This window comes from Puniceicoccaceae bacterium, from assembly GCA_040224245.1.
In the GTDB taxonomy this organism is placed as follows: domain Bacteria; phylum Verrucomicrobiota; class Verrucomicrobiia; order Opitutales; family JAFGAQ01; genus JAKSBQ01.
Map to the genome: position 1 here is coordinate 28722 of JBEGIR010000006.1, position 22433 is coordinate 51154.

General features: G+C 54.0%; 15 protein-coding genes. 4 read left to right on the plus strand and 11 right to left on the minus strand.

The annotated features are described in order from the left end of the window. Position 1 precedes the first annotated feature (1 nt). Positions 2–1021, minus strand: coding sequence for an aspartate-semialdehyde dehydrogenase (locus ABQ298_01070; GenBank protein ID MEQ9822959.1), 1020 nt, complete (start codon positions 1019–1021; stop codon positions 2–4). A gap of 6 nt (positions 1022–1027) precedes the next feature. On the opposite strand from ABQ298_01070, the gene ABQ298_01075 reads away from it, so the two are divergent. The 3 genes from ABQ298_01075 to ABQ298_01085 all read left to right on the plus strand — a co-directional run bounded on the left by ABQ298_01075 (position 1028) and on the right by ABQ298_01085 (position 4475). Beyond that, positions 1028–1579 carry a L,D-transpeptidase gene (locus ABQ298_01075; GenBank protein ID MEQ9822960.1) on the plus strand — a complete coding sequence of 184 codons (552 nt, stop codon included), beginning with the start codon at positions 1028–1030 and terminating at the stop codon, positions 1577–1579. Positions 1580–1615: 36 nt separating this feature from the next. Beyond that, positions 1616–2926: an ankyrin repeat domain-containing protein gene (locus tag ABQ298_01080; protein MEQ9822961.1), complete on the plus strand. Its 1311-nt coding sequence runs from the start codon at positions 1616–1618 to the stop codon at positions 2924–2926. A 184-nt stretch (positions 2927–3110) separates the two neighbouring features. Next, positions 3111–4475, plus strand: a complete 1365-nt coding sequence (locus tag ABQ298_01085; GenBank protein ID MEQ9822962.1) for a VCBS repeat-containing protein — start codon at positions 3111–3113, stop codon at positions 4473–4475. On the opposite strand, the gene ABQ298_01090 is transcribed toward ABQ298_01085, so the two are convergent. The 3 genes from ABQ298_01090 to ABQ298_01100 form a co-directional block, all read right to left on the minus strand. After that, the gene (locus ABQ298_01090) at positions 4445–6103 is read right to left on the minus strand and encodes a tetratricopeptide repeat protein (GenBank protein ID MEQ9822963.1); all 1659 of its coding nucleotides are present in this window, start codon (positions 6101–6103) and stop codon (positions 4445–4447) included. The two genes, ABQ298_01085 and ABQ298_01090, sit on opposite strands and share 31 nt — an antisense overlap. A 498-nt stretch (positions 6104–6601) precedes the next feature. Next, positions 6602–12814 (minus strand): VWA domain-containing protein, encoded by a 6213-nt coding sequence (locus ABQ298_01095; GenBank protein ID MEQ9822964.1) that lies wholly within the window; start codon positions 12812–12814, stop codon positions 6602–6604. Between the two features lie 146 nt (positions 12815–12960). Then, a complete protein-coding gene (locus ABQ298_01100; GenBank protein ID MEQ9822965.1) occupies positions 12961–15378 on the minus strand; it encodes a hypothetical protein in 2418 nt (805 codons plus the stop codon). Positions 15379–15677: 299 nt separating this feature from the next. Between ABQ298_01100 and ABQ298_01105 the strand changes: the two genes are divergently transcribed. Beyond that, positions 15678–15872 carry a hypothetical protein gene (locus ABQ298_01105; protein MEQ9822966.1) on the plus strand — a complete coding sequence of 65 codons (195 nt, stop codon included), beginning with the start codon at positions 15678–15680 and terminating at the stop codon, positions 15870–15872. 43 nt (positions 15873–15915) lie between these two features. Here the strand turns inward: ABQ298_01105 and ABQ298_01110 are convergent, their stop codons facing one another. The 7 genes from ABQ298_01110 to ABQ298_01140 all read right to left on the minus strand — a co-directional run bounded on the left by ABQ298_01110 (position 15916) and on the right by ABQ298_01140 (position 22406). Beyond that, positions 15916–16545, minus strand: coding sequence for a hemolysin III family protein (locus ABQ298_01110; GenBank protein MEQ9822967.1), 630 nt, complete (start codon positions 16543–16545; stop codon positions 15916–15918). A gap of 89 nt (positions 16546–16634) precedes the next feature. Beyond that, on the minus strand, positions 16635–17192 hold the full coding sequence (locus ABQ298_01115) for a hypothetical protein (GenBank protein ID MEQ9822968.1): 558 nt from the start codon (positions 17190–17192) through the stop codon (positions 16635–16637). Next, the gene (locus tag ABQ298_01120; GenBank protein ID MEQ9822969.1) at positions 17189–17527 is read right to left on the minus strand and encodes a hypothetical protein; all 339 of its coding nucleotides are present in this window, start codon (positions 17525–17527) and stop codon (positions 17189–17191) included. Before ABQ298_01120 ends, ABQ298_01115 begins: the two co-directional genes overlap by 4 nt. Continuing rightward, positions 17490–18110: an RNA polymerase sigma factor gene (locus ABQ298_01125; protein ID MEQ9822970.1), complete on the minus strand. Its 621-nt coding sequence runs from the start codon at positions 18108–18110 to the stop codon at positions 17490–17492. The genes ABQ298_01120 and ABQ298_01125 overlap by 38 nt, the downstream gene beginning before the upstream one ends. Positions 18111–18272: 162 nt before the next feature. Then, positions 18273–18869: a Spy/CpxP family protein refolding chaperone gene (locus ABQ298_01130; GenBank protein ID MEQ9822971.1), complete on the minus strand. Its 597-nt coding sequence runs from the start codon at positions 18867–18869 to the stop codon at positions 18273–18275. A 120-nt stretch (positions 18870–18989) separates the two neighbouring features. Beyond that, the gene (locus ABQ298_01135; GenBank protein MEQ9822972.1) at positions 18990–20492 is read right to left on the minus strand and encodes an IMP dehydrogenase; all 1503 of its coding nucleotides are present in this window, start codon (positions 20490–20492) and stop codon (positions 18990–18992) included. Positions 20493–20609: 117 nt separating this feature from the next. Continuing rightward, on the minus strand, positions 20610–22406 hold the full coding sequence (locus ABQ298_01140) for a sodium:solute symporter family protein (GenBank protein ID MEQ9822973.1): 1797 nt from the start codon (positions 22404–22406) through the stop codon (positions 20610–20612). Positions 22407–22433: the final 27 nt, after the last annotated feature.

Genomic DNA, 22433 nt, shown 5'->3' on the forward strand with positions numbered 1-22433 from the left:
CTCAGGACTCGTTTTGCTTCACAATCAACTCCGCGATCTGGACCGCGTTCAGGGCAGCTCCCTTCCAGAGTTGGTCTCCCGAAACCCAAAGCGCAAGTCCGTTGTCCAGCGCACTGTCTTTGCGAATGCGTCCGACCCCGCACTTCACCTTGCCGGCATAGTCCAACGGCATCGGATATTGGAAAGCTGCCGGATCGTCACAAAGTTCGGCACCTTCAAATCCAGCCACCACTTGGCGGGCGCGTTCGACATCAACGGGTCGTTCAAACTCCGCCTGCAAGGCAATGCTGTGTGCACGAATCACCGGGATGCGCACACAGGTGCAGCTGACACGCAGGTTGTCGATGCCCATGATCTTGCGCGATTCGTACAGCATCTTCATCTCTTCCTTCGTGTAGCCCGATTCCAGAAAGGCATCCACGTGCGGAATCGCATTGAACGCGATCTGGTGCGGGTACACCTCGTGCGTGAGGGCTTCGCCCTTCGCCCAGGCGCGCAACTGAGTTTCCAATTCCACAATTGCGGCGGCTCCCGTTCCCGAAACTGCCTGATAGGTGCTTGCAAACACACGCTTGAGTCCAAACTCCCGGTGCAGCGGCCACAGTCCCATCAGGGCAACAGCGGTCGAACAATTCGGATTTGCAATAATGCCATTATGCTGGCGAGCCGCTTCCGGATTGATTTCTGGGATCACCAACGGGACGTTGGGGTCCATGCGAAAGGCCGAGCTGTTGTCGATGACTACGCCGCCCGCCTTCACTGCCTCAGGAGCGAGTGCCTTGGTGATGCTTCCTCCCGCACTGAAGAGGAAGATATCCACCCCATCAAACTGTTTTTCCTCCGCATCTTCAACCGTCCATGTCTTGCCCTCATAAGCGATGGTTTTGCCTTTCGAGCGGGCCGAAGCGTACAGCCGGATTTCCCCAAACGGGAAATCGCGCTCGTGCAGGAGGTGAATGAGTTCTTGACCGACTGCGCCAGTCGCACCCACAATCCCAATGTTGTAGCGTTTCTTATTCATGATGATATGGACGTCGAGACCAAAGTCCAAGAACTAAGCCGAATTCGCGAGCTACTGTCAATACCGCCATCGCCGGTCTTTGTCTATGTCAGCATCCCGCTGCAACGGCTTTTTCTGTGTAACTCCGAACAGGTTCGCCGGGAATTTCCGGTTTCAACCTCCATTCAGCCACCGTCCTGTATTGAAGATTCTGCAGGCACTCCAGATGGGTTTCACCGCATCGAACAGAAAATCGGCAGCGAGGCCAAAGCTGGCACTGTCTTCTTCTCACGTGTGTCCACCGGAAAATTCTTTTGGGAGTTCGACAAGGAGATCCAGGAGCGCAATCTGATCACCAGTCGCATCCTTTGGTTGCGCGGACTCGAGCCTGGCAAAAACGCAGGACAGGGCGTTGATACATTTCGCCGCTACGTCTACATCCATGGCACCAATCACGAAGATCGCCTGGGAAGCCCTGCCTCCGGTGGTTGTGTTGTGATGGGCAATGAAGACATCATTCGATTTTATGACCAGGTTCCGGTCGGAACCAATGTCTACATCGACCGCGAAGCAATCTGACCAGTCCCCCATTACTCCATTTCTGTTTTTGACCCTATGAACACCCCCCTGCTCATCTGCAACATCCTTGTTCGCATCATCCCCCAAACCTCATTTTCAAAATGGCCCCTGGTGGCACTTTTTCTGTTGTCCACACCCCTCCTGGACTCAAAACCAACCGCACCATCACCCGCTCCTCCGGGCCAAATGATGCTCATGATTTTTCCCGAAGCGATGCAACAACCCAGTGGAGACTCATCTCCAGCCCTTGTCCCATCGCTCATCCAACGCCTGCAGGATCACATCCCCCAGTTTGAGATCCATACGTCCCCGGTCATTCCAACTGCCGAGCAGGAGATCGCAGGGGCATCCTGGAATAGCATCATTTTTTTCGGGAGCGACCCGGACCAACCCCTTGCTCCAGAGCAGATTTCCATTCTTCAGCAATGGTTAAACTCCAGCATCTCCATCGCTCTGCTTGGCAATGCACTTTCAGAAATCGAGTCGGACCCCTCACTGAGCGAGGCGTTGAGCAAGCGAATCGCAACATCCGATTCGCACAAAACCCTGCACCCCCTGAGCACCGACAAGACTCTTTCGAATCAGATGGAAAGCTGGTATTACCGCTCCGCTTCGGGAGATCGCACATTCGCCTTGATAGGTGCGCCACTACCCTTGCGCTGGAATGAAGATGCAATTTGCGACCTCCTGCTCAATGCTCTGCTCTGGACGGCAGGGATCGACAAATCCGCAAACCATGCCCCAAGCGAACCCTCCCCCACCGTGCGCTATGCTACCATCGAAGAAGCCATTGCCCGGGGGGACATCGAAGACGTGCAACTGCACCTCCAGGTTGATCCACTGCAGATCGACCGCCCCGGCAGAGGAGGATACACCCCCCTGCACCTGGCCGTGCTCCGCCTACAGCCGAAGATCGTTGATGTGTTGATCCAAGCAGGTTGTTCCGTTGACGCCCTCACCACTTCCAACGAAAGTGCCCTGCACCTGGCCGTGCGCAGGAATTCCACCCATATTGTGACTCTCCTGATGCATGCTGGCGCAGATGCTACCCTGCGCGACCGCGTAGGATGGACTCCTCTTCACCACGCCGCAGCCGACCGCAAAGTCGAGTGTCTGAAAATCCTGCTTGAACAACCCGCGACCGTGACCGCACTCAGTGCTGCAGGTGGCACGGCCCTGCACGAAGCTGCAGCGACTGGCGATGCCACCACCGTGCAGCTGTTGCTGGAAAGCGGGGTCAATTTGTCCCATCGCTCGACCAACGGGAAAAGTGCTCGGGATATTGCGATCGAATTCGGGAATCACGAAGCCCTCAAGGTGCTCGACGAGTGGAACCGTGCAGAATGAATCTCAGGTCCTTGCGTGAGCGGCGTTTTGATGATGGCTATTCGCTCACGCGTGCAAACCTCTGATACCTGTGCTTCGGCCACTGGAACTGTGCTTGTGGCTCATCCTTTACATCCCGATCGTTCCAGCTTAGAACAAATCCTGCACATTTACAGAAAAGACATTCCGATAACCCCTCCCTGGCATGACCCCAACGCGCAGACATGTAGCGGCATTCTCCGTGCTCATCCTGATTCTCGCAATCCCAGTATTGTATTTGTTCTTTATCCTGTTGAGGCTGAAACAAAGCCCGACCGAGGTTGAGCCTGCTTCGGTACCCTCACCTCGCAGTACTCTTTCCCTCGACATCGCTTACCATGGGGAACCGGTTGGATTTCCCGTCACTGGGCGTCCCTGGATTCCCGATCTGCAAATCCACGATCTTGATCAGGATGGGCTGCTCGACATCCTGGTCTGCGATGGGGTAACAGACACTGTCAGCTGGATTCGCCAGTTTCCCAGGAATCAGTTCACCGAGTACATCCTCGCCAAAGACATCAAGGGACCCGCTCACATTGAGGCCTGTGATATTGATCTCGACGGAGACGATGATCTGCTTGTTGCCAGCATGGGCATGATCCGCCCCAACAACGACAAAATCGGAACTGTGGTGGTTCTCGAGAATTTGGGAGATCAGACATTTCGACGACACGATTTGATCACCAACGTCGCACGTGTCACCGACATCCGTGGAGGCGATTTTGACGGCGATGGCGACATCGATCTGGTGGTGGGACAATTTGGTTATTCCCAGGGTGAAATTCGCTGGATGGAGAATCTGGGAAATTGGGAGTTCAAGAGTCACGGACTGCTCGCACTCTCCGGAACCGTTCACACCCCAGTCGCCGACATCGATCAGGATGGCGATCTCGACATCATCGCGCTGGTTTCCCAGGAGTGGGAAGAAATTCACCTGTTTGAGAATGATGGTACCGGTAATTTCAACAACCGCATCATCTGGGCTTCCACAAACGAAGACTACGGCAGTAGCGGGCTGCAACTCGTCGACCTCGACCGCGATGGGGATCTGGATATCATTTACACCAACGGTGATGGGTTTGACTACGCCAAACCGGGACCACGACCGTGGCATGGCATTCAATGGCTGGAAAACCGGGGGCAGGGATTTTTCAAATTTCACCGCGTTTCGGACTACCCGGGTGCCTACAGTCCGGTGGCGGTCGACCTCAACGGGGACTCCTTTCTCGACCTGATCGCGGTGGCAAGTGTGAACAATTGGCATGACCCCAAAACCGTCTCCATGATGGCGTGGATCAATGATGGCAACCAGCATTTCACTGCGGTTCCGCTCGCCACAACTCCGACGCACCTCATTGTTGCAAAAGCGGCTGATCTGGATCAGGATGGAATCCCCGAAATCGTCACGGGCGGACTGCACGCCTATCCACCTTATGGCAACCTGAGCCGGGTCATGATCTGGCGACAGAAGGGGCTACAGGGACTCCCTGATTCCCGCGTTCAACGGCGACTGCCCGCTGCAGGCAGCTGATCCCGCAACCGCTGCACCTGACGCGCCTCGTTAACCTTGCCCTGTTCCATCAATACCCGCTCGCCCTCGGTGAGTACCCATCGGGCTTGATCAAATCGACCCAATCTGGCGTGGATCTGAGCCAGGTTCACCACGATACGAGAGTCGGATGGGCGAACCCGACGCGCGGACTCCAGTCGTATCACTGCTTGCTCAAAACGCTCCTGTTGCGCATAGAGCAACCCCAGCACCGAGTTCAGGTCCGGCGAATCCGGGTGAATTTCGAGGCCCTCCAGACAAAACTGCTCTGCCGCATCGAGGTCGCCCGTGCGAGCAGCCTGCATGGATTTGCGCACGCCGAGTTGCGCCATCAACTCCCGAGCACGGGCAGACCCGGGGTAGTTGTCATAAAACGCACGGATGTATGCCTCCGCCTGGTCCAGATTCCACACATCGAGTTCCAATACCCCCAATTCTGCAAGTGCCAGCGGATACTGGGGCCTCAGTTCCAGTGCCTTTTTTAGATGCTCCAACGCCTCATTCTTCCGTCCGGCATGGATGTGAACCAATCCGATATTCAGGTGCGCCTCTGCTGCATGAATACCATCCGACAGCACACTCTCAAATGCTGCAATCGCTTCATCATACCGCCCCAAAGCATCCAGTGAAGACCCCACCGATTTCAGGAGATCGGGATCATTGGGTTCCTGCAACAGACCGTTTCTCGCAGCTTCCAGGGCTTCATTTGCCCGATTCAACTGTCGGTAGGCCTCACTCAAACGGAAATACAAACTCGCAGGGGCCTGCGGCAGAGAAGCACCTTTTGAGAGAATTTTCAGAGCTTGCTCCGGCTTGCCTTCATCCAAATAGAGGCGACCGAGCGACTCGTATGGCTCAGGATGCTGAGGATTCAACTGCATTGCCCGCTCAAACAATGCCCTGCCCTTGTCCCCATGGTGAGTCTGGTAGTCGATGGATCCGAGCATCAACAGGTGCTCGACGTCATAACACCATTTGCTCAGGGCATCAGTCCGCGGGTCCGGTGCCTCCCGAAATCGGCCAGCTGCAGTTCCCAGCCATTGTTGGCGGTCTGCGCCTTCAGCATCCCCCTGTTCCCGCAGCAATCGCTCGAGCAGGTAGTGAGCAGTTGGCAGGGTCGATGTGTTCGATGTGAGTTGCTGCAAACGCCGCATCGCCGCGTGGGAATCCCCCTGCTGCATCGCAATGCGCGCGAGAGCGACTTGCGCATAGGGATCGTCAGGAAGCCATTCCAGCCGCCTCTCGTAGCATTCCCGTGCGCGGTCCAGCTCCCCCGCCGCAAAATACAGATTTCCCAGCTTCAGCCATGCGGGTCCATATTCCGGATCAAGCTGCAAACTGCGCTCGACCCACGGCACCATCTCCGACTCATCTCCCTCAAGTCGGCTGAGGTCCGCAATGAAATACGGCCAGCGCGCATCGTCCGCATGAACAGCCATCAGCCCCATCCAGCAGGATCGCGCCTGCGGCAGAAAGGCATTGGCATGAAACAGTCGGCCCAGCTCTTCCAATCCACTCGCAGCAGTCTGTGGGTTCGTCGATATGGCCAGCGCGTGAGCTTTCTCCAGTGCCTGCGCAAATGCCTGCGGGTACATTGAAATCTCAGGCATGGGGGGAATCGAATCGTGCAGAATGTTCACCTTCTGCCAGCGGATCCATACCCACAATCCCACCATTAGAAGCACAGTCACCGCCAGGGCAATGCCCATCCATCTCCATGGGAACGATGGAGAGGTCGTTGGTGCGTTTGGAGATGTTTTGGAAGAAGCCTTCTGGGGGGTCACAGCAACGATGGGATGGGGAGCAAGTTCAGGTATCAGCAGCCTGTGCGCAAACTTGCGCGGCGCACACACCGAAAGCATCATGATGATTTGGCTCGAAATCGAGTCAACGGCAAAGCCAAGCTACTGGCTGTACAGACACCTTCGGCCACGTGCACCGTCAGCATTGCAACGTGCGTTCAGCGTTACTTTCCCTTTCCCTCGTGGCGAAGGGGAAAGCATGCAGGAGGGACACCCTCCGATTCACGAGGGAAGGGAGCTGGAAGCTCCCTCTACGTTTTGCGCCCACCGCGCAGGTTTTTCCTGGCGATGACTGTCGCGGTGCACTCAGCGGTAATCCAACCGGATGTTTGTTTCGAAGGCCTCTACGGTTTCGGTTCGGGGTGCATCCGGGTCGAGAATTTTCACGGTGTACACTCCCGATTCCACCTCTATCGGTCCATCACCCACCTTGCCGACTGCAACCTTTGCTCCATGCACATCGTAAATTTCAAACTCTGGCAGCTCCACGGGAGTCATGGCCTCCTGAAGTGCCTTTCCGAGCGCGGTGGCATCTTGCGCATCGTAATATTTGCCTCCCGTTGCCTTCACCCAGTTCCCATAATTCTGCTTCACCGCCTCATCCCCGAGGGTAAATCCAACGATGTTTACGGTGACATCGAGTCCGGCCTCCGCAAGCTTGGCGATCTCCCCTGCGGGATCACCATGACAAGTTTCCTCACCGTCTGTGAGCACCACGACACGCTTGAGTCCGGGTAATTCCCCCAAATCCTCAGCAGCCTTGCCCAAGGCTTCGCCAAGTGAAGTATTGCCGAGCGAACTGGAACGCACAAACATCAGTTTCTGCTTGGTTGCCGCACGATCCAGTGGAGTCACAGGAATCATCAGCTCGCTCTCACAGTCCGTTCCGCCTCGATGGCCAAAGACGCGGAGTCCAAAATGGATCCCATCCGGCAGATAGTGTTGAGTCAGATTTTCGATGACCGTCTTCGCTGCATTCACCTTCATCTGTCCATCCGGAAGATTTTCACGCATGCTCGCCGATGCATCAATGATCAGCAGCACTCCATCCTTCTGTGGGTCGCGGATGGAATCTGGATCACGCGCATCCTCAATCCGAATGGTCGAAGGTTTCAACTCCGGTGCCGTCAACTGGATGCGGTAAGGTGCTGGTCTGCGCAGATATGCCTGTACTTTTTCAAAGGCACTGTCCAACTCATGCGTCGCCCGGGTATTGTGGTAAAACCCACCTGCAACCGATGCCCAGTCCTGCATGTCATCCTGTTCAATCCGGTAACCCGATGTTTGATCCGAGGTTTGAAAGGTAAAAACTGCGGGTTTGACCTCTTCGAGCGCTCGCCAAAGCTCGTTATTCACATTGCGAGAAGATTCGCAGTCCGTGATCACAATCGCAGCCTTCGTACCAATCTGATCTTTCATGGCCTTGGTGGCCTCGAGCAAGTTGAGGTGCGCATAGCTGGAACTCGGTGGATCATAGTTGCGAATGAGCATCTGCAGTTCGTAGCGATCACTCACCCAACCGTCGGTGAGAAACCTGGCGGGATCGTCAAAGGGCAGCAGCTGCACTTGTTCCGTTTCCGGGTCGATCTCATCGGCGAACTTGAGAACTGCGTTTTCGATGCTGTGCACAAACCGACCCATGCTGCCGCTCACATCCCAGAGGTAGACAATCGAACGCTTGGGTTCAAAGACATGCACACGATAGCGAATGCCTGGATCGGCGAGGAAGGTAAACTCCTTGCGATGCGCACCAATCGTGCGCTCAGCCACCTCAACCGCATTGCCCTGCGCATCCTGAACCTCAACTGCTATCTTGAGAAAGGGACGTGACTCCACGGTGAACTGGAGCTGTTTTTTCACCTTCACCGGGTCGATTTCATACCAATCTTCCCAGCCACGGTTGATCCATGCAACACTGTCCACCCAGATATCGGGGGACAGTGCGTAAGGGGATTCCCTGCTGGATTTGATGCGCTCCAAGTTAACTGCTGTGGACTGGCCTTGCTGTTTTTCACGGTACTCCCGCCATGCAAAATCCGTGGGTCCCTGCCACTCACCTAGAATACTGCGATATTCCTCGCTCACTGGTTTTTCAATGAGTTCAAGCTGGTGTGGCTCATTGGTGTAGCGTGCTCCATCCGCTTTTTCCCAGGAAATTTTTGCAAATCGCACCCATGGCGATCCATCCAGCGGGATGCGCAGCCGAAGCGAATCCGCTTGGTCGGCCTCACTCAGATCAAAGGTGCCCACCGTCGTCCATGGACCAACTGGTGAAGCCTCACTGACTTCCAGGGTGACTGACTGCGGATTGCCATAAGTCCCCGAACTGGCTTGCTTGTTTTCCCAAACCAGAGCGTCAATGCGAGCCGCACGATTGTGCTGAAATCCGAAAACCCATTCCCGTTCGGCCGAGCGGATGCGATGTCCTCCGACCGACGGATCGAGCAAGTTGATCGACTCCCATTCGGGTAGCGTTGCCTTTGGATCGGCAATCATGCGCCACTCTCCGACATGGGGCGTCTCCCCCGATTTTCCGGAATGCGTGCTATGCAAGCGCAAGCGCGAATATCGCGCCTTGACGGGTTGATCGAACAAAAACGCCTGCTCTCCAGTCTGCGGGGCCAGGGTGCCCCGGAAAACCTCTGTAAAGGTCGTCCCATCCATTGACGTCTCGATGGAGAAATCCTTCGCCGATTGCCAGAGGTCCCCTCTGCCATGCAAGTCAATCGAAGTTCCAACCAGCTCGACCTGCCCATTTCCCGCCATTTCGATGACAGCAACCTCTCCCCAGAAACTGCGGTTGGCCAGCACACCATCGGTCAGGTATTTCAGATAGGATTCGGAAGGGAGTGTTGTGCCAAGGTAGAGAGATTCCGGTTCGAGCACAGATCGCGCCCCCAGATCCAGCGCATTGAGATTCATTCCGCCAGCGAGACGGTCCAGGAGCATTTGACGTTCTGGAAGAATTCCCGTAGCCAGGGTTTCGGTCGACGGTTGAATCACCGACGAGGTCGACATGTAGCGGCCCGCAGCGGAGAACCCAAGTTGCACTTCGGTGCGCTCGCTTCCGGGAAGATCCGGTTCCAGAACCCAGGGAACTTCGATCAACCGGGATTCCCCTGGACTCAGATTCAATGGCTCTGGGTGAGAAGCATCCGAGGTGATGCGATAGTTCGAACTGACGGCATGCACATGGAGTTCGAGGGGTTCCGGGCCTTCATTGCTGACAGAAACACGCTGCCGAACCTCCTGAAAGTGATCCGAAAACGCAGCTGCCAGAAGTTCGGGAGTTTCATTTTGCAAACGCAATCCATCGATTCTTGCTTTTTCCAAGCCTTCCGGAACGGGATCAGCCTCCACCATGAGTTCATAGAACCCGGTAGACGGCACGCGCGCATCCAGGCGAACCGCATAACTCCCGGGCAACAAAAAGATCCGTTGTTCGAGCGTCACTTCTCCATCCTTTTGCACGACGGACTGCACCGGGATTCCGTTGCCCGAAACCTGCAAACTCAACTTGCCGTCCTCGGGAGCGTGAAGGGAAAACTGATAGTGCATTGCCTGTTGCACAACGACTCGGAAATGATCGCGATCATGATTGCTCAGCAATCGGCCAGAGTAGCGAACGCCGGGCAGCATCCATTGCGCCTGGGATTCCGAATCGTTGGGTTCCCATTCGTAATGCTCTGATGGAATCGGAACCTGTTGCACATTCACAGCATAGTCTCCATCCACACGTTCGATCATGAAATAGTTCAACCCCAACGGAAGGCGCAAATCCACAAGACTGGCCGCTTCGCCATCCGAACCCCACGCCGACGCAAGCGTGCCTCGACGCTTGTCCACATACGAGAACTTGAGGTCTCCAGCACCCGCAAGCGTGACATGATACACTGAATTGCGGTCTGTGACCCGAATCGCAAAGGCATCGCCGTACCTGCCTTCAAGCCGACCGAGCAGTTCGGGTTGCTGATCATCAAATGTTTCAACCACCACGAGGTTGCCAGACTCCAACACATCATTGGGTTCACGCTCCCATCGCTCAGGCAATCGATCCCGCTCCTGAATCAACAAGCGGTAGTGAATGGGTTCACTGTGTCGGCTTTCGAGCACGAGAAACAGATCCCCTGCATTGGGACTGAAATCTCCCAGCACCAGTTCACCTGCGCCGTCCTTGGCGTAGAGACGATTGCGATCTGCGTCATACACACTGACGGACACCTGCAACTCGGGTTGGTCGGTAACAACCAGGATGTCGTATCGAGATCCCTCCTGTTCGGGAAGCAGCTCCCAGATGACAGTATCGGCTTCATCCCGGTTGCCCAGCATCCCATGTACGACTGTGCCGGACCTCACCCGTAGCTCACGCTCGTTCCTTGCATTGGGTTCCATTTCCCAAAGCTGTGCTTTCCTGACCTCCCGCATGTGAAGGAGATACGGTGCAGCAGGTTGACTGGAATAGTTGCGAACCGAAACGGTGTAAGTTCCAGGTTCAAGGCGAAGGTTGCGCAATGCACTCTGGTATGGATCCTCCACCCACAAGCTCACTATCTGCCTTCGATCCGCATCGTGAATGGCCACATAGGCTCCACCAAAATTGTCATCGGGTGCGGCAAATGCGGCAAGCAGATCCATCCGTACGGACGGTTCCGCCATCGAATCAGGGATGGTGAGCTGCCAGTAGTCATGACCTTCCGATTCGATCACGCCGGAAACGGTCTGGTTCAGTTGCAACGCACTGGCGGTTTCCCATTTGTCGTTGGGTTCGGATTCTTCTGAAGCCACAGCACCAAAATCCGCTTCGAACGTTGCATATTCTGCTTTCTCGGGGATCGGAAATGCTTCGGTTCGCAACTGTGCCAACACCTCGGCCGCCTGCTGCGTAGCCGGATCGTGATAGGGAGCGGGTGGCAGCTCGACCACACGTGGAGTCACACGGACCTCAGGGGGTGGAGGGGGAGCCATCTCCGTTTCGTTGGAAACTGGTGAAGATACTGGTGCGCTCTCTGGCACAGTGGAAGCATCGGACTGCGTTGCAGATGGAAGGGAAGGCTCAGCACTCGTCGACTCCGTGTTCAATGGCTGCATTTGCGCAGCTGTTTCCGGAGCATCGCCCACGGACTCCTCGAGCACTTCGAGTGTCAGCGTTTCCAGATCCACCGCAAACTCGCGGTAGATTCCGATCCCGGAATACGCAAGCGTCAGCTTGGATGCGGATTTGAGTGAATCCCGGGGGAAGAGCAACAGCATGGACCGGGGAAACCCAATGTCGAGAAACAGGTTCTCGGGAGGTGCGTAGGCATTATTCTCTGGTTGCGAAGCCCCATTGAACTCGGTGCCCTCTACATCAAACCAAAACCGGCCAGCCGGGCTGAGCATGCCTGCCTCTGCACCTGTATTCTCAAACTGGACCCAAAGCGGAAGCCAGGCATCAGTGTCGACGCCCCAAGGTGAGGCGTCTTGCAGCAGCGCCAAATCCACCGTGAGTTCATTGGTTCCCTTGGGGTCACGAATTTGCAGAACACCATCAGGAGCAGAAAGCAAGGGACTGGACTCCTTGAGAGAAAACCGCAGTCCTTTCCGGGGTTTCGCATCCTTGGAAATGCCCATCTTTCCAAACAGGCAATGCAGTTCCAGATGTCCCACATTTTCCGGAATCTCAAACACGAGGCGACTGCGCGTCCATCGACGTGAGATGAAGGCAGGATGAGTGTCAACGCCGAGACTCCACTCCGGAATCAGGGGATAGGCATACCCTCCCTCCGCGATCAGGGTGATCAGGTTAGTCGAGAGCAAATACTCGAAGAAAAAATCATTGGGTGCCATCGCATCAGCTGCAGCACCCTCTGTCAGATAATAGGCCGGTACGCTCCGGGTCCAACGGGATTGCCCCCACAGATCCACCGCATAATGCTGCATACCCGGTCGTGGCTGCACACCGGGCAACGACACGGGTCCGTGTTCTCCCACCGCAAGCGCCACAGCCGAGTTTTCCTGCACCACTGAGCCTGACGGCAACAGCGAATCTGGCAGGGTACCCTGCAATGGGATTACCAACGGTGCAAAATTCTCATCGTAGATGTGCAACTCCAGCGCATCATTGCCTTCTTCCAGTATTTCAAAAGCAAGCCTTCCGGACACTCTCGTACCCGAATTTGCTAATTGAAGATTGGATAGAAAATGCCCATCCGTGCCAAATACACTTGGGTTCAGTCGATAGATTCGACCCGTTCCAGAAACGAGGAACATGCGGTCCTGAAGTTTCAGAATGTTAATCGTTTCATCAACCTCATAGTCGAACACCAGGAAAGGATCCATTTCATTGGTAAATCTAAAATCGAGCACGAGCCATTGATGCTCTGCTTTGGCCGCAATACCTGCATACTCTTCAAGCTGCTGCGTGGAAAGCAATTCCACCTTGTAGCCTCGGTTTTGGGAGGATTGGGCTGCGACCGAGAGATTGGAAAACAGCGACAATACAAGGCAGAGATAGTGCAGGCGAAAGGTTAACGTTTTCATATAATTCGAGAGATTTGTGATCTGAAACGGACGAACTCACGCAGGCAGGAGATTCGATCAGCATTCATGCCAGATGCAGTCTCAACCCATTCGAAGAACGAAGCCATTTTCTGAGTTCCAAGAGAACGGTCGATGGGTAGCTTCCCCTAGGTCAATAAACAACCCCCAGCAACTCCCAATCCAGCCAGGTCGGCAAGCCCCGCTGCTTTGGCTGCACTTATAGCTGCGGCACCCGTGAGTCCTTCACTTCCAACTCCAATAGCGAGACTAAGAAAGATGGCAGCTTGCGTAAATATCGCACATATCGTGCAGCCAACTCCACTTTTCCCAGCAGCTTCTGCCGCAAGTAAGCACTTACCAAGGGAAAAGACATTAATCAAAGTTCCTCCGACAAACTTGATCAAGAGGAGGTATTGCATGAATTCACTCCCTCCGAGTCCCACAGGGCCGTAGGCCATGCCAAGAGTTTCACCGGAATCGGGGTCGACCCGCCACCAAGAAGCAACCTCATCAGTTTGAATCGGATTCAGCACGAGTGAATAGCCTGCATCGAGGTGTTCTTTTAAGGCTTGTCGAGTCTCAGCACTAAGAGATTCTGCAACTTGCTCTAATTGATCCACAGAGGATACATACTCCCAATCCGACCCTTGTTCCATGGCCTTTCTGAACGAGCTTATGGCTCCAAATTGCTCACTGCTTTCTTCTTTTGCCAATTGCCGCATCAATGCATACTCAAGACAGGTATCAAACACGCCTGCTTCAAGCTGTCTTGCAACATGATCATCAACATCGGGCAACATCTCGACGCGATTGGTGATCACGTCAAAACCAGCATATTTCGCAACACTCTCAGGCTGTTCACGAAAATCCGTTACAAATGAAATCACATTCGCGTGAGACAGCATACCACCGACTCTGACCAGATTTTGGCTACGTTGTGCCAAATACGCATAAAGGGTCGCACTGAACTCAGGAACTTTTTCAGCAATTTTCTGCAGGATTTCAGGAGAGAACTCCTCAGGATTGCGTTGATACGTGGCAACGGCATATTCCATCGGCAACTTGAGCTGCATCATCGAATCCAGCTGTTTATACAACACGTATTCACCGGAAACCGTTCCGCTTTGAACAAGGAATTCTGCGCTACGGGTAAGGGCATACGCAAGTTGCTTGGAAATCGCACTGGATGGGTCTTCGGTTGGTTTGAGTTCTGGGTTATCGAACAATGCGCGCCGTTCAACCGTCACTGCTTTCCCGGGAGCAGAAATCTCAATCTCATACCACAAGGAACGTATTATGGACGGGTCGGATGCTGTAGCTGCTCCCCCAAAACTTAACTGACCCAGCAAACTTGTAGCATCATTCAGCTTCTTTCCTGTGGGCGATTGATTGCCATCTTCGGGATCAAATGTTTCTCCAGTGCGATCAAATCCATTGAGATAAATCGTTTCATCGTTGCCTGCAATTTTAAGGGACGGTATCCATCCTTCTGGAGATTCGATCACTGATTTTAGTAGATCCGTCCCTGCCTCTACGGATTCCGGCATTTGCATCAAAGCACTCATATCCTCTCCGTCAGTCGGATTGAATCTAAAATCAATTTTCCGATTCGTCACTTGATATACGGGCAGAGTATGGTCAAGCACCGAAACGGTTTTCAACACTGCTTCCTTTGATTGCTCTAAAGCCACGCGAAACGTTACCTGGTGAATCCACTCCTGCGGAAGATCTGCAGCCGATTTGCATAGGTTTGGATTTTCGGCAAGCAATGCCTGTGGCAAGGTATCCCCAAACACGACGCAAACATCCTTTTCAGTTTGTCCATCAGTGTATTGCACCCAAAAATGGACAGCCGTTGAGTCATCCATCAATGACGGAGCAACAGCATTCATTTCGTTTCCAATGATAGTTTTCAACTGATCAGCACTCTCGTCGGCGAGCTGGTTTAACTCGTCGTAATAAACTGACATGGCCTCAACTTGAGTGGCAAATTCCTCAAAAGCTTGTTGCTCCTTTGCACCTGCCTCCATCACCCGTTTTAAATTTGCTTCTGCATCAAACAACGGAATATCGGGCTTTGCACTGCGCAATTCTGCTGTAAGTGCTTCTTTCAAAAGGCTTTGCGTCTCCCCGTCAATGGCATCCTGATATGCAAGATTTGCTTGATAACCTTTGTAACGCAGCACGTACATCAACAGTAGCGCTCGATCCAAGCTGTTGCCTGCTTTGGAGATAAGGGTGCCTTCCGCCCCTTTGAGCAAGCCAGAATAGGGTTCCCAGTCGGTTAATGCCTGGATGGATAAGGCAATTTCAACAGGATTGTCCGGCAGGGACGAAGCATAGGCCTCAACATCGAATATTGTCGTATCCATGCCATCTAACGTCGACTGAACTGCTTCAAACATGGACCGGACCTTTTGCAAATCCAGATTTAGACGGGTGTTGGGTTGAGACTGGGCATTCAAAACGCCCCAATTCCCCCACATGACTGGAAGAAGGAACAAGCTAAAGAAAGCCGAAAATCTTCTGATAACGCGATTATTGAACAGATTTTGTGAGAACATGGGAGATAACTGTTGTTTTGATGGAATTTCTTACGACGCCATCTGGGCAGATTTATTCAAAATCTCCTGCTTTCACTCACTGTCAAATGTCGGATTCAATTGAACCTATCTGGATTTCTTCCTTAAACTGGATCGCTGAGATCGATTCGCGCATTGCATCAGTGATGCAGCCTGTTTTCCGGCTCATTGGTTTTCCCACAATCAAAATGCTGTTAATCCTCTTCCGTCGCTCAGGTGTGATGAAGACATTCCGATGTTCGAGGCAGAAATTTTTTCGTACACCACAGAAATACCCCGCCATGGAATCTACACACCCAATCGACTGGCAGAGCTATCTGCCAAAACCCCAGGCTTCCAGTGCGATACGACACTACACCTTGCCTGAAGTATCACGAAGGCCGTTCAAGCTCGCAGCAAAGCGAGTTCGTCAGCTTGGCGAATGGGTTACGACCCAGCAACAACCGACACTGACCGGAAAGCACTACACCTGGTAGAATCCATCGACACTGCCTCCATGCAACCAGCCGTCCGGTTCTCTCAGGCACCATAGGCCGTGTAGATGCAGGCAAAGTGCGCCATGCTGCCTCCGAGCACAAACAAGTGCCAGACCGCATGGGTATAGGGAATGCGTTTCATGGCGTAAAGGATCGCACCCAGGCTGTAGATCACTCCTCCAACAATCAGCAGCACAAAGGATTGGGACGGCAAGTCTTTCCAGAGCGGGTAAATCCCAATCACTGCCAACCAACCCATGATCAAGTAGGTCGCCAGCGAGAGTTTGGGATATTTGCCCATGCGCAGCACCTTGAGCAAAACGCCGATTACGGCAATTCCCCAAACCACCCCCAAAAAACTCCAACCCCAACCTCCCCGAACCACGCCAAGCATCAGCCCTGTGTAGCTGCCCGCAATCAGCACATAGATTGCACTGTGATCCAGCTTGCGGAAGAGCAAGCGGACGCGTTGCAAGCGCAGGCTGTGGTAGAGCGTGGATGCCAGATAGGCAAAGATCAGGGAAGCTCCAAAAATACTGCCTGAGATCACTTGATACTCATTCGAATTGGCAACACCCCGAGTTACCAGCATGACCAATCCCACAACCGACAACACTGCTCCGATGCCATGGCTGACGGCACTGAGCACATCTTCGTTAAGGGAATACGCCATCGGTTGTTTTTCACCGGAAGTCATATCCCATATAGCATAACCTTCCTGCCTCCGAAGGCAATGTTGAACGCACCTCTGCGAAACCAAGCTCAGGACTGGGGTGGTGGGGCGGTGGGTTCCAACTCCTGTGCTTCAGTACCCTCATCACGATCTCGCTGCCAACGCTCCTGAACGGTACCCTTTTTTCGCTCATCACGGTGCCGCCATCCCGGACCACGTTCGCCCTGAAATCGATTTCCAAAACGCCGCTTGGTAAAGGTTTCATCGAAGATGGCACGCTGTGCTTCTGTCAGATGAGACTTGATGGCAAGATCTGCACGCTGGAGAATTTCCTGAATCTCGTTGCCCGTGGCAGAATGCAGTTCGTCGAACATCCGTGAGGTCTGGTAGAGTTCTTCCGCAATTGCGGTGCGCTGTTCCGCATTAAGCGAAAGCTCCCGATCCATGCGCTCGAGCATGAAGTCTGCAACAGGTGGTTTGCGCATCTGCACGGATGCCAGATCGGGTGGCGGGGGCGGGGGCGGAGGGGGATCAACAAGCCGCATCGGTTTGAGCAGCACCAGTGTCGTGACACTGCCAATGCCCACTCCTGTCAACAAGGTGCCGCCAAGGATGGCGGCGAGGATCCAGATTCGTTTGCTGCTCATAACAGTTCGCTCCAATCTCCGCTCTCGATAAAAGCACTCACTTGGTCCGTTTCCAGTTCACGGGTCTCTTCTTGGAGGGAGTCGATCTGTTGGAAGATCACCAGACCCATTGCCACAATCAAAGCACCCGTCAATGTGCCTGCAACCCATGCGCGCGCTCCGGAAAACCAGGATACGAGATCATCCAGCGCATCTTGTGCGACAGCGTTGCTCGTTTGAGCCTCCAATGCGCTGCGCACCGTCACGCGCACGTTTACCTGCGGAACCGCCCGGTTTCGCTCCTGCTGCACCCACTGTTCAAAGCGGGGCGGTGTACTGTAGTCTGAGTTCTTCATGGGATTCAAATATCTGTTGAAGTTTCCTGCGTGCACGATGGGCCTTTACCTTGACCTTCGACGGACTCCAGCCGGTACGTTCGACAATCTCCGTGACACTACACTGTTGCACATGCAAGAGCGTGACCACCATCGCTTCGTCGGGTTTGAGTTGACGCAGTAACCAGTGGATCAAGTCGTTGCGACAGTTTGCATCATCTGCCGGAATGCTCTCATCCACGAGGCGATCCATGCCCGCAGGATCGGCACTTGGCACAGTGCTTTCCAATCGCTGCATCGCGAGAGGATTGCGTTTCTGACGACGAAGGTAGTCGTAACAAAGGTTGTAGCCGATGCGGCGAATCCATGCAAAAAGCGGAGCCTGTGGCTTCCATAGCCGAAGCTTTCGGAAGCTGCGCACAAAGGTCTCCTGCACCAATTCTTCAAGGTCGCTCGGATTGCTGCAAAGGTGATGCAGGCTGGCTGCAAGCGTCTGCTGATATCTGCGCACGATCTCATCAAATGCCGCCATCGACCCCTCCAACGTCTGGTTGACCAGGTCTTCATCACTGGATTCTGAAAGTTCTGAGTAGCAGGAAGCCATGACTCAATCACAGGCGTGGGGACTGAAGCTTGAAGCTTTTTGGGTAGGAATGCAGCAAGCATTCAAACCAGTATTTGCATTCGGATCAAACCCATGTTCCAGTTTTTGAAACAAGGTCTGTCTGCGCTCGTCCCCACGAACCGTGGTGTCGAAACAGAGCACTCAGAGCCATGGGCCAAACCCGCGCCGATCCGGTCGTTGCCCAACGGCACTGTCCGCACGGGGACCGCGACCCTGCGAACGCCAGTCATCCCGCTTGCCACGCCTCCAGTCAGCAGCCTGCAGTTTTGCTTTCTGATCATCGGTCAACACCGCCTCGATGGCATGCCGGTATGATTCCCGCAACACCATGCCTTCCAACTGGATAGGTTGAAGTGACTCAAGCGCCTCACGCAGCGCAACTTCATCAAACGATTCAGCACTGCGCACGGCATCAATCTTTTCCCAGGCAGCTTCTGCCAAACTTCGGTGTTGCTCGAGATCACTGCGAAACTGCTGTGAGAGTTCCAGGATTTTGCTCTCCTGTGCATCCGTAAGCTCCAGCCATGCGGACATGCGCAGCAAACCCATGCCAGGCTCCCTCAACCCACGCTCACCGGGTTCTCCAAAGCGCGGTCCACGGTCTGGGCTGAAAGCACAGTTTGCGGGACGATCTCCCCGTCCTCCTCCCATTCCAAAGGGTTGCGCAGTCAGTTGAGTGGCTGTCATTGCGACAACACAGAGGCTGATGGGCAGCCATTGAATCGTTTTGTATTTCATGTCGTTTCCTTGATTGCGAAGTTCTCAGACTCGCGACACAGCGTCGGAGTCGTGTGTTCTGCAATGGAAACGCATGTTTACCCACCCTGGGTTACATGAATCTGCCGATTCTGCACGGACTCACGAATCTTTCTGGTCGTACTTGCTGTCAACCATGGTCAAGTTGTGAGCCGACCCTTCCTGAAAACTCTGCTCAGAAACGCGGGTGAGAATGGATTTTTCGCAGAACTCACGGATGCTTAGTGAACCGCAGTTGCACATGGTGGATCGCAGCTTCGCAAGGGTCACCTCAAGCACCTCATGTACAGAGCCCACAATCGGAACATAGGCATCGACCCCCTCTTCAAATTTCATGCGATTGCCTCCTTCTTCACTGTAGCGTTGCCAGCTCGCCGCGCGGGCGGAACCTTCGCCCCAGTAGGGCTTGAACATGCGCCCATTCATCGACACGCGCGGAGTCGGACTCTCGTCAGTTCGCGCAAAATACCGGCCCATCATGACAAAATCCGCACCCATTGCCAGTGCGATGATGATCTGGGTATCGTGTGCCAGCCCTCCATCGGAGCAAACCGGAATGTAGGTGCCAGACTCCTTGAAATAGGCATCCCGGCGGGCCACCACTTCCATGAGCGCTGAGGCCTGGCCACGACCAATTCCCTTCTGTTCACGTGTGATGCAGATGGAGCCACCTCCAATGCCAACCTTGACGAAGTCGAGCTGCGCTTCCGTCACCAGATAATCGAACGCATCGGCTGAAACAATATTGCCGCCTCCAATGATGAGGCGGTCTCCATACTGCTCACGCGCCCATCGCGCCGCCTCACACTGAAATTCCGTATAGCCATCCGAAGAATCAAAGCAGATCACATCGACTCCAGCCTGCACGAGCGCTGGAATGCGTTCGCGGTAGTCATGTGTGTTGACTGCAGCCCCCACCACAAGGCGCTTGTCCGCATCGAGCAATTCGTCCGGGTAGTTCTTGTGTGCCACATAGTCCTTCTTGAAAACCACCGAAACCAGTTTTCCCTGTGCATCGACGACTGGAAGGCACTCCTTCTTGTTCTTGCGCAGCAATCGGTTTGCCTCGTGCAGAGAGATGCCCACCTCGCCGTAGACCAAATCTTCCAGCGGAGTCATGAAATCACGCACAGGCGCAGACAGGTCATCTTCGAATTCCCAGAAATCATTTTCGGTGAGGATGCCCAGCAACTTTCCCTTGCTGCTGCCGTCTTCCGTCACCGGCATGGTGGAGTGTCCGGTTTTCTTTCGAAGGTTTAACGCATCCTGCAGTGTGTTGCATGGTTGGAGATTGGAATCGCTCTCCACAAAACCCGCCTTGTGGAGCTTTGCCTTGCGAACCATTTCCACCTGGGACTCAATAGGTTGCGAGCAGTAGATGAAAGCGAGTCCGCCACGCCGTGCCAGTGCGATAGCCATATCGGGCCCACTCACCGCCTGCATGGCTGCCGAAACAAAGGGGATGTTCAGTTTGAGGCCATCGGGACGGCGGCTGATAGGTGCCTGAAGTGACACTGCAGACGGAAGATGATTCCTGCCAGTCAATCGCGGAATCAACAGGTATTCGGAGAACGTACGGGATTCGTCAGGAAGAATGGTTGCCATAGAAAACCATTCGCACTTTCCAAAATCGATGCAATTCAAAAATGAGATCCGATCACAAGGGCTTCCTGAGCCTGCACGGGATTACCTTTTGCAGCTTCCAGATGATATTCTCCATTTTTAAAGCTCGATTTCCTTGCCTGGCTCCGCACCAGCCGGAATGCGAATGTTATCCACCAGTTCGATGACCTCCTGCGGAGGTTTGGCAGTGAGCAGGCAAACAGGAATTGCCACCGCAAAGTTTACAAACATTCCAAGAAATCCAATGCCTTCCGGGGAAATACCCCACAACCAGTGAGCTGCATTGTTGAGTTCGGGGTGAAAGAATTTGAAATAGAGAATGTAACTGCTCGTAAACACAATGCCGCTGAGCATGCCCGCAATCGCACCCTCTCGATTCATGCGTTTGGTGAAAATACCCAGCAGAATCACGGGGAAAAAGGATGAAGCCGCCAGTCCAAAGGCAAATGCAACCACTTCTGCCACGAACCCGGGAGGGTTGATTCCAAAATACCCTGCGATGACGACTGCCACCCCTGCGGCAATGCGCGCACAGGTGAGTTCCATTTTTTCCGAGATGTCAGGCTTGAAGGATTTTTTGAGAAGATCGTGGGAGATGGCAGTTGAAATGACCAGTAACAAACCTGCTGCAGTGGATAGCGCGGCGGCCAGCGCTCCCGCAGCGACGAGTGCGACTACCCAATCCGGTAGTCTCGCGATCTCGGGATTTGCCAGCACCATGATGTCCCGATCCACAAAAAGTTCGTTTCCATTTTCGGTGGGAGCATTACTGAGAGCACGCTCACCCGATTTGCCAGTTTGAAGCACTGCATTCTCATTTCGAATGAAATCCGGAGTGCCCACAAACGGTTGCCCAGGGCCATACTGGATTCGGCCATCTCCGTTTTTGTCCATCCAGGCAACCAAGCCCGTCGTCTCCCAGTTGTGAAACCAGGCCGGTGCTTCCTTATAGGATGTTTCATGTATCGATCCAATCAGATTGGTTCTTGCAAAAGCGGCAATCGTCGGAGCTGTTGTGTAAAGAATCGCGATAAACAGGAGCGCATACCCTGCAGACCAGCGCGCATCCGCAACCTTGGGTACCGTAAAAAACCGAATGATGACATGAGGTAAGCCCGCTGTTCCCACCATCAGCGCTCCCGTGATGAAGGCCACATCAAGATTGGATTTGGAACCCTCGGTATAAGCGGCAAACCCAAGCTCACGATGCAGATTGTCGAGTCGGTCCAACAGATATCCCGAGCCATCACTGAGCTGCGCCCCAAAGCCGAGCTGGGGAATCCAATGCCCCGTCAGCATGATCGAGATGAAAATCGCGGGGATCATGTAGGCAAAGATGAGGATGCAGTACTGTGCGACCTGCGTGTAGGTGATACCCTTCATTCCTCCCATCACCGCATAGGAAAACACAATACCCATGCCGATGAGCACGCCCGTATCAATGGGCACATTGAGGAAGCGTGAAAAAACAACCCCCACACCGCGCATCTGCCCCGCCACATAAGTAAAAGACACAAAAATCGCACAAATGACGGCAACCAATCGTGCGGTTCGGGAGTAGTAGCGTTCTCCTACAAAATCTGGAACCGTGAACTGTCCAAACTTTCGCAAATAGGGAGCCAGCAACAATGCGAGCAATACATAACCTCCGGTCCATCCCATCAAATACACCGATCCATCTCTCCCCACAAACGAGATGATGCCCGCCATCGAGATAAACGATGCGGCAGACATCCAGTCCGCTGCAGTGGCCATCCCATTCGCCAAAGGGGAAACGCTCCCTCCTGCCACGTAAAATTCGTGGGTAGTGCGCACACGGGTCCAGAAGGCGATGCCCATGTAAATCAAAAAAGTGACGCCCACAATGGCGAAGGTCCAGGTCTGAATGCTATCCATAGGGAATTATCGGGGAATGAGAAAATA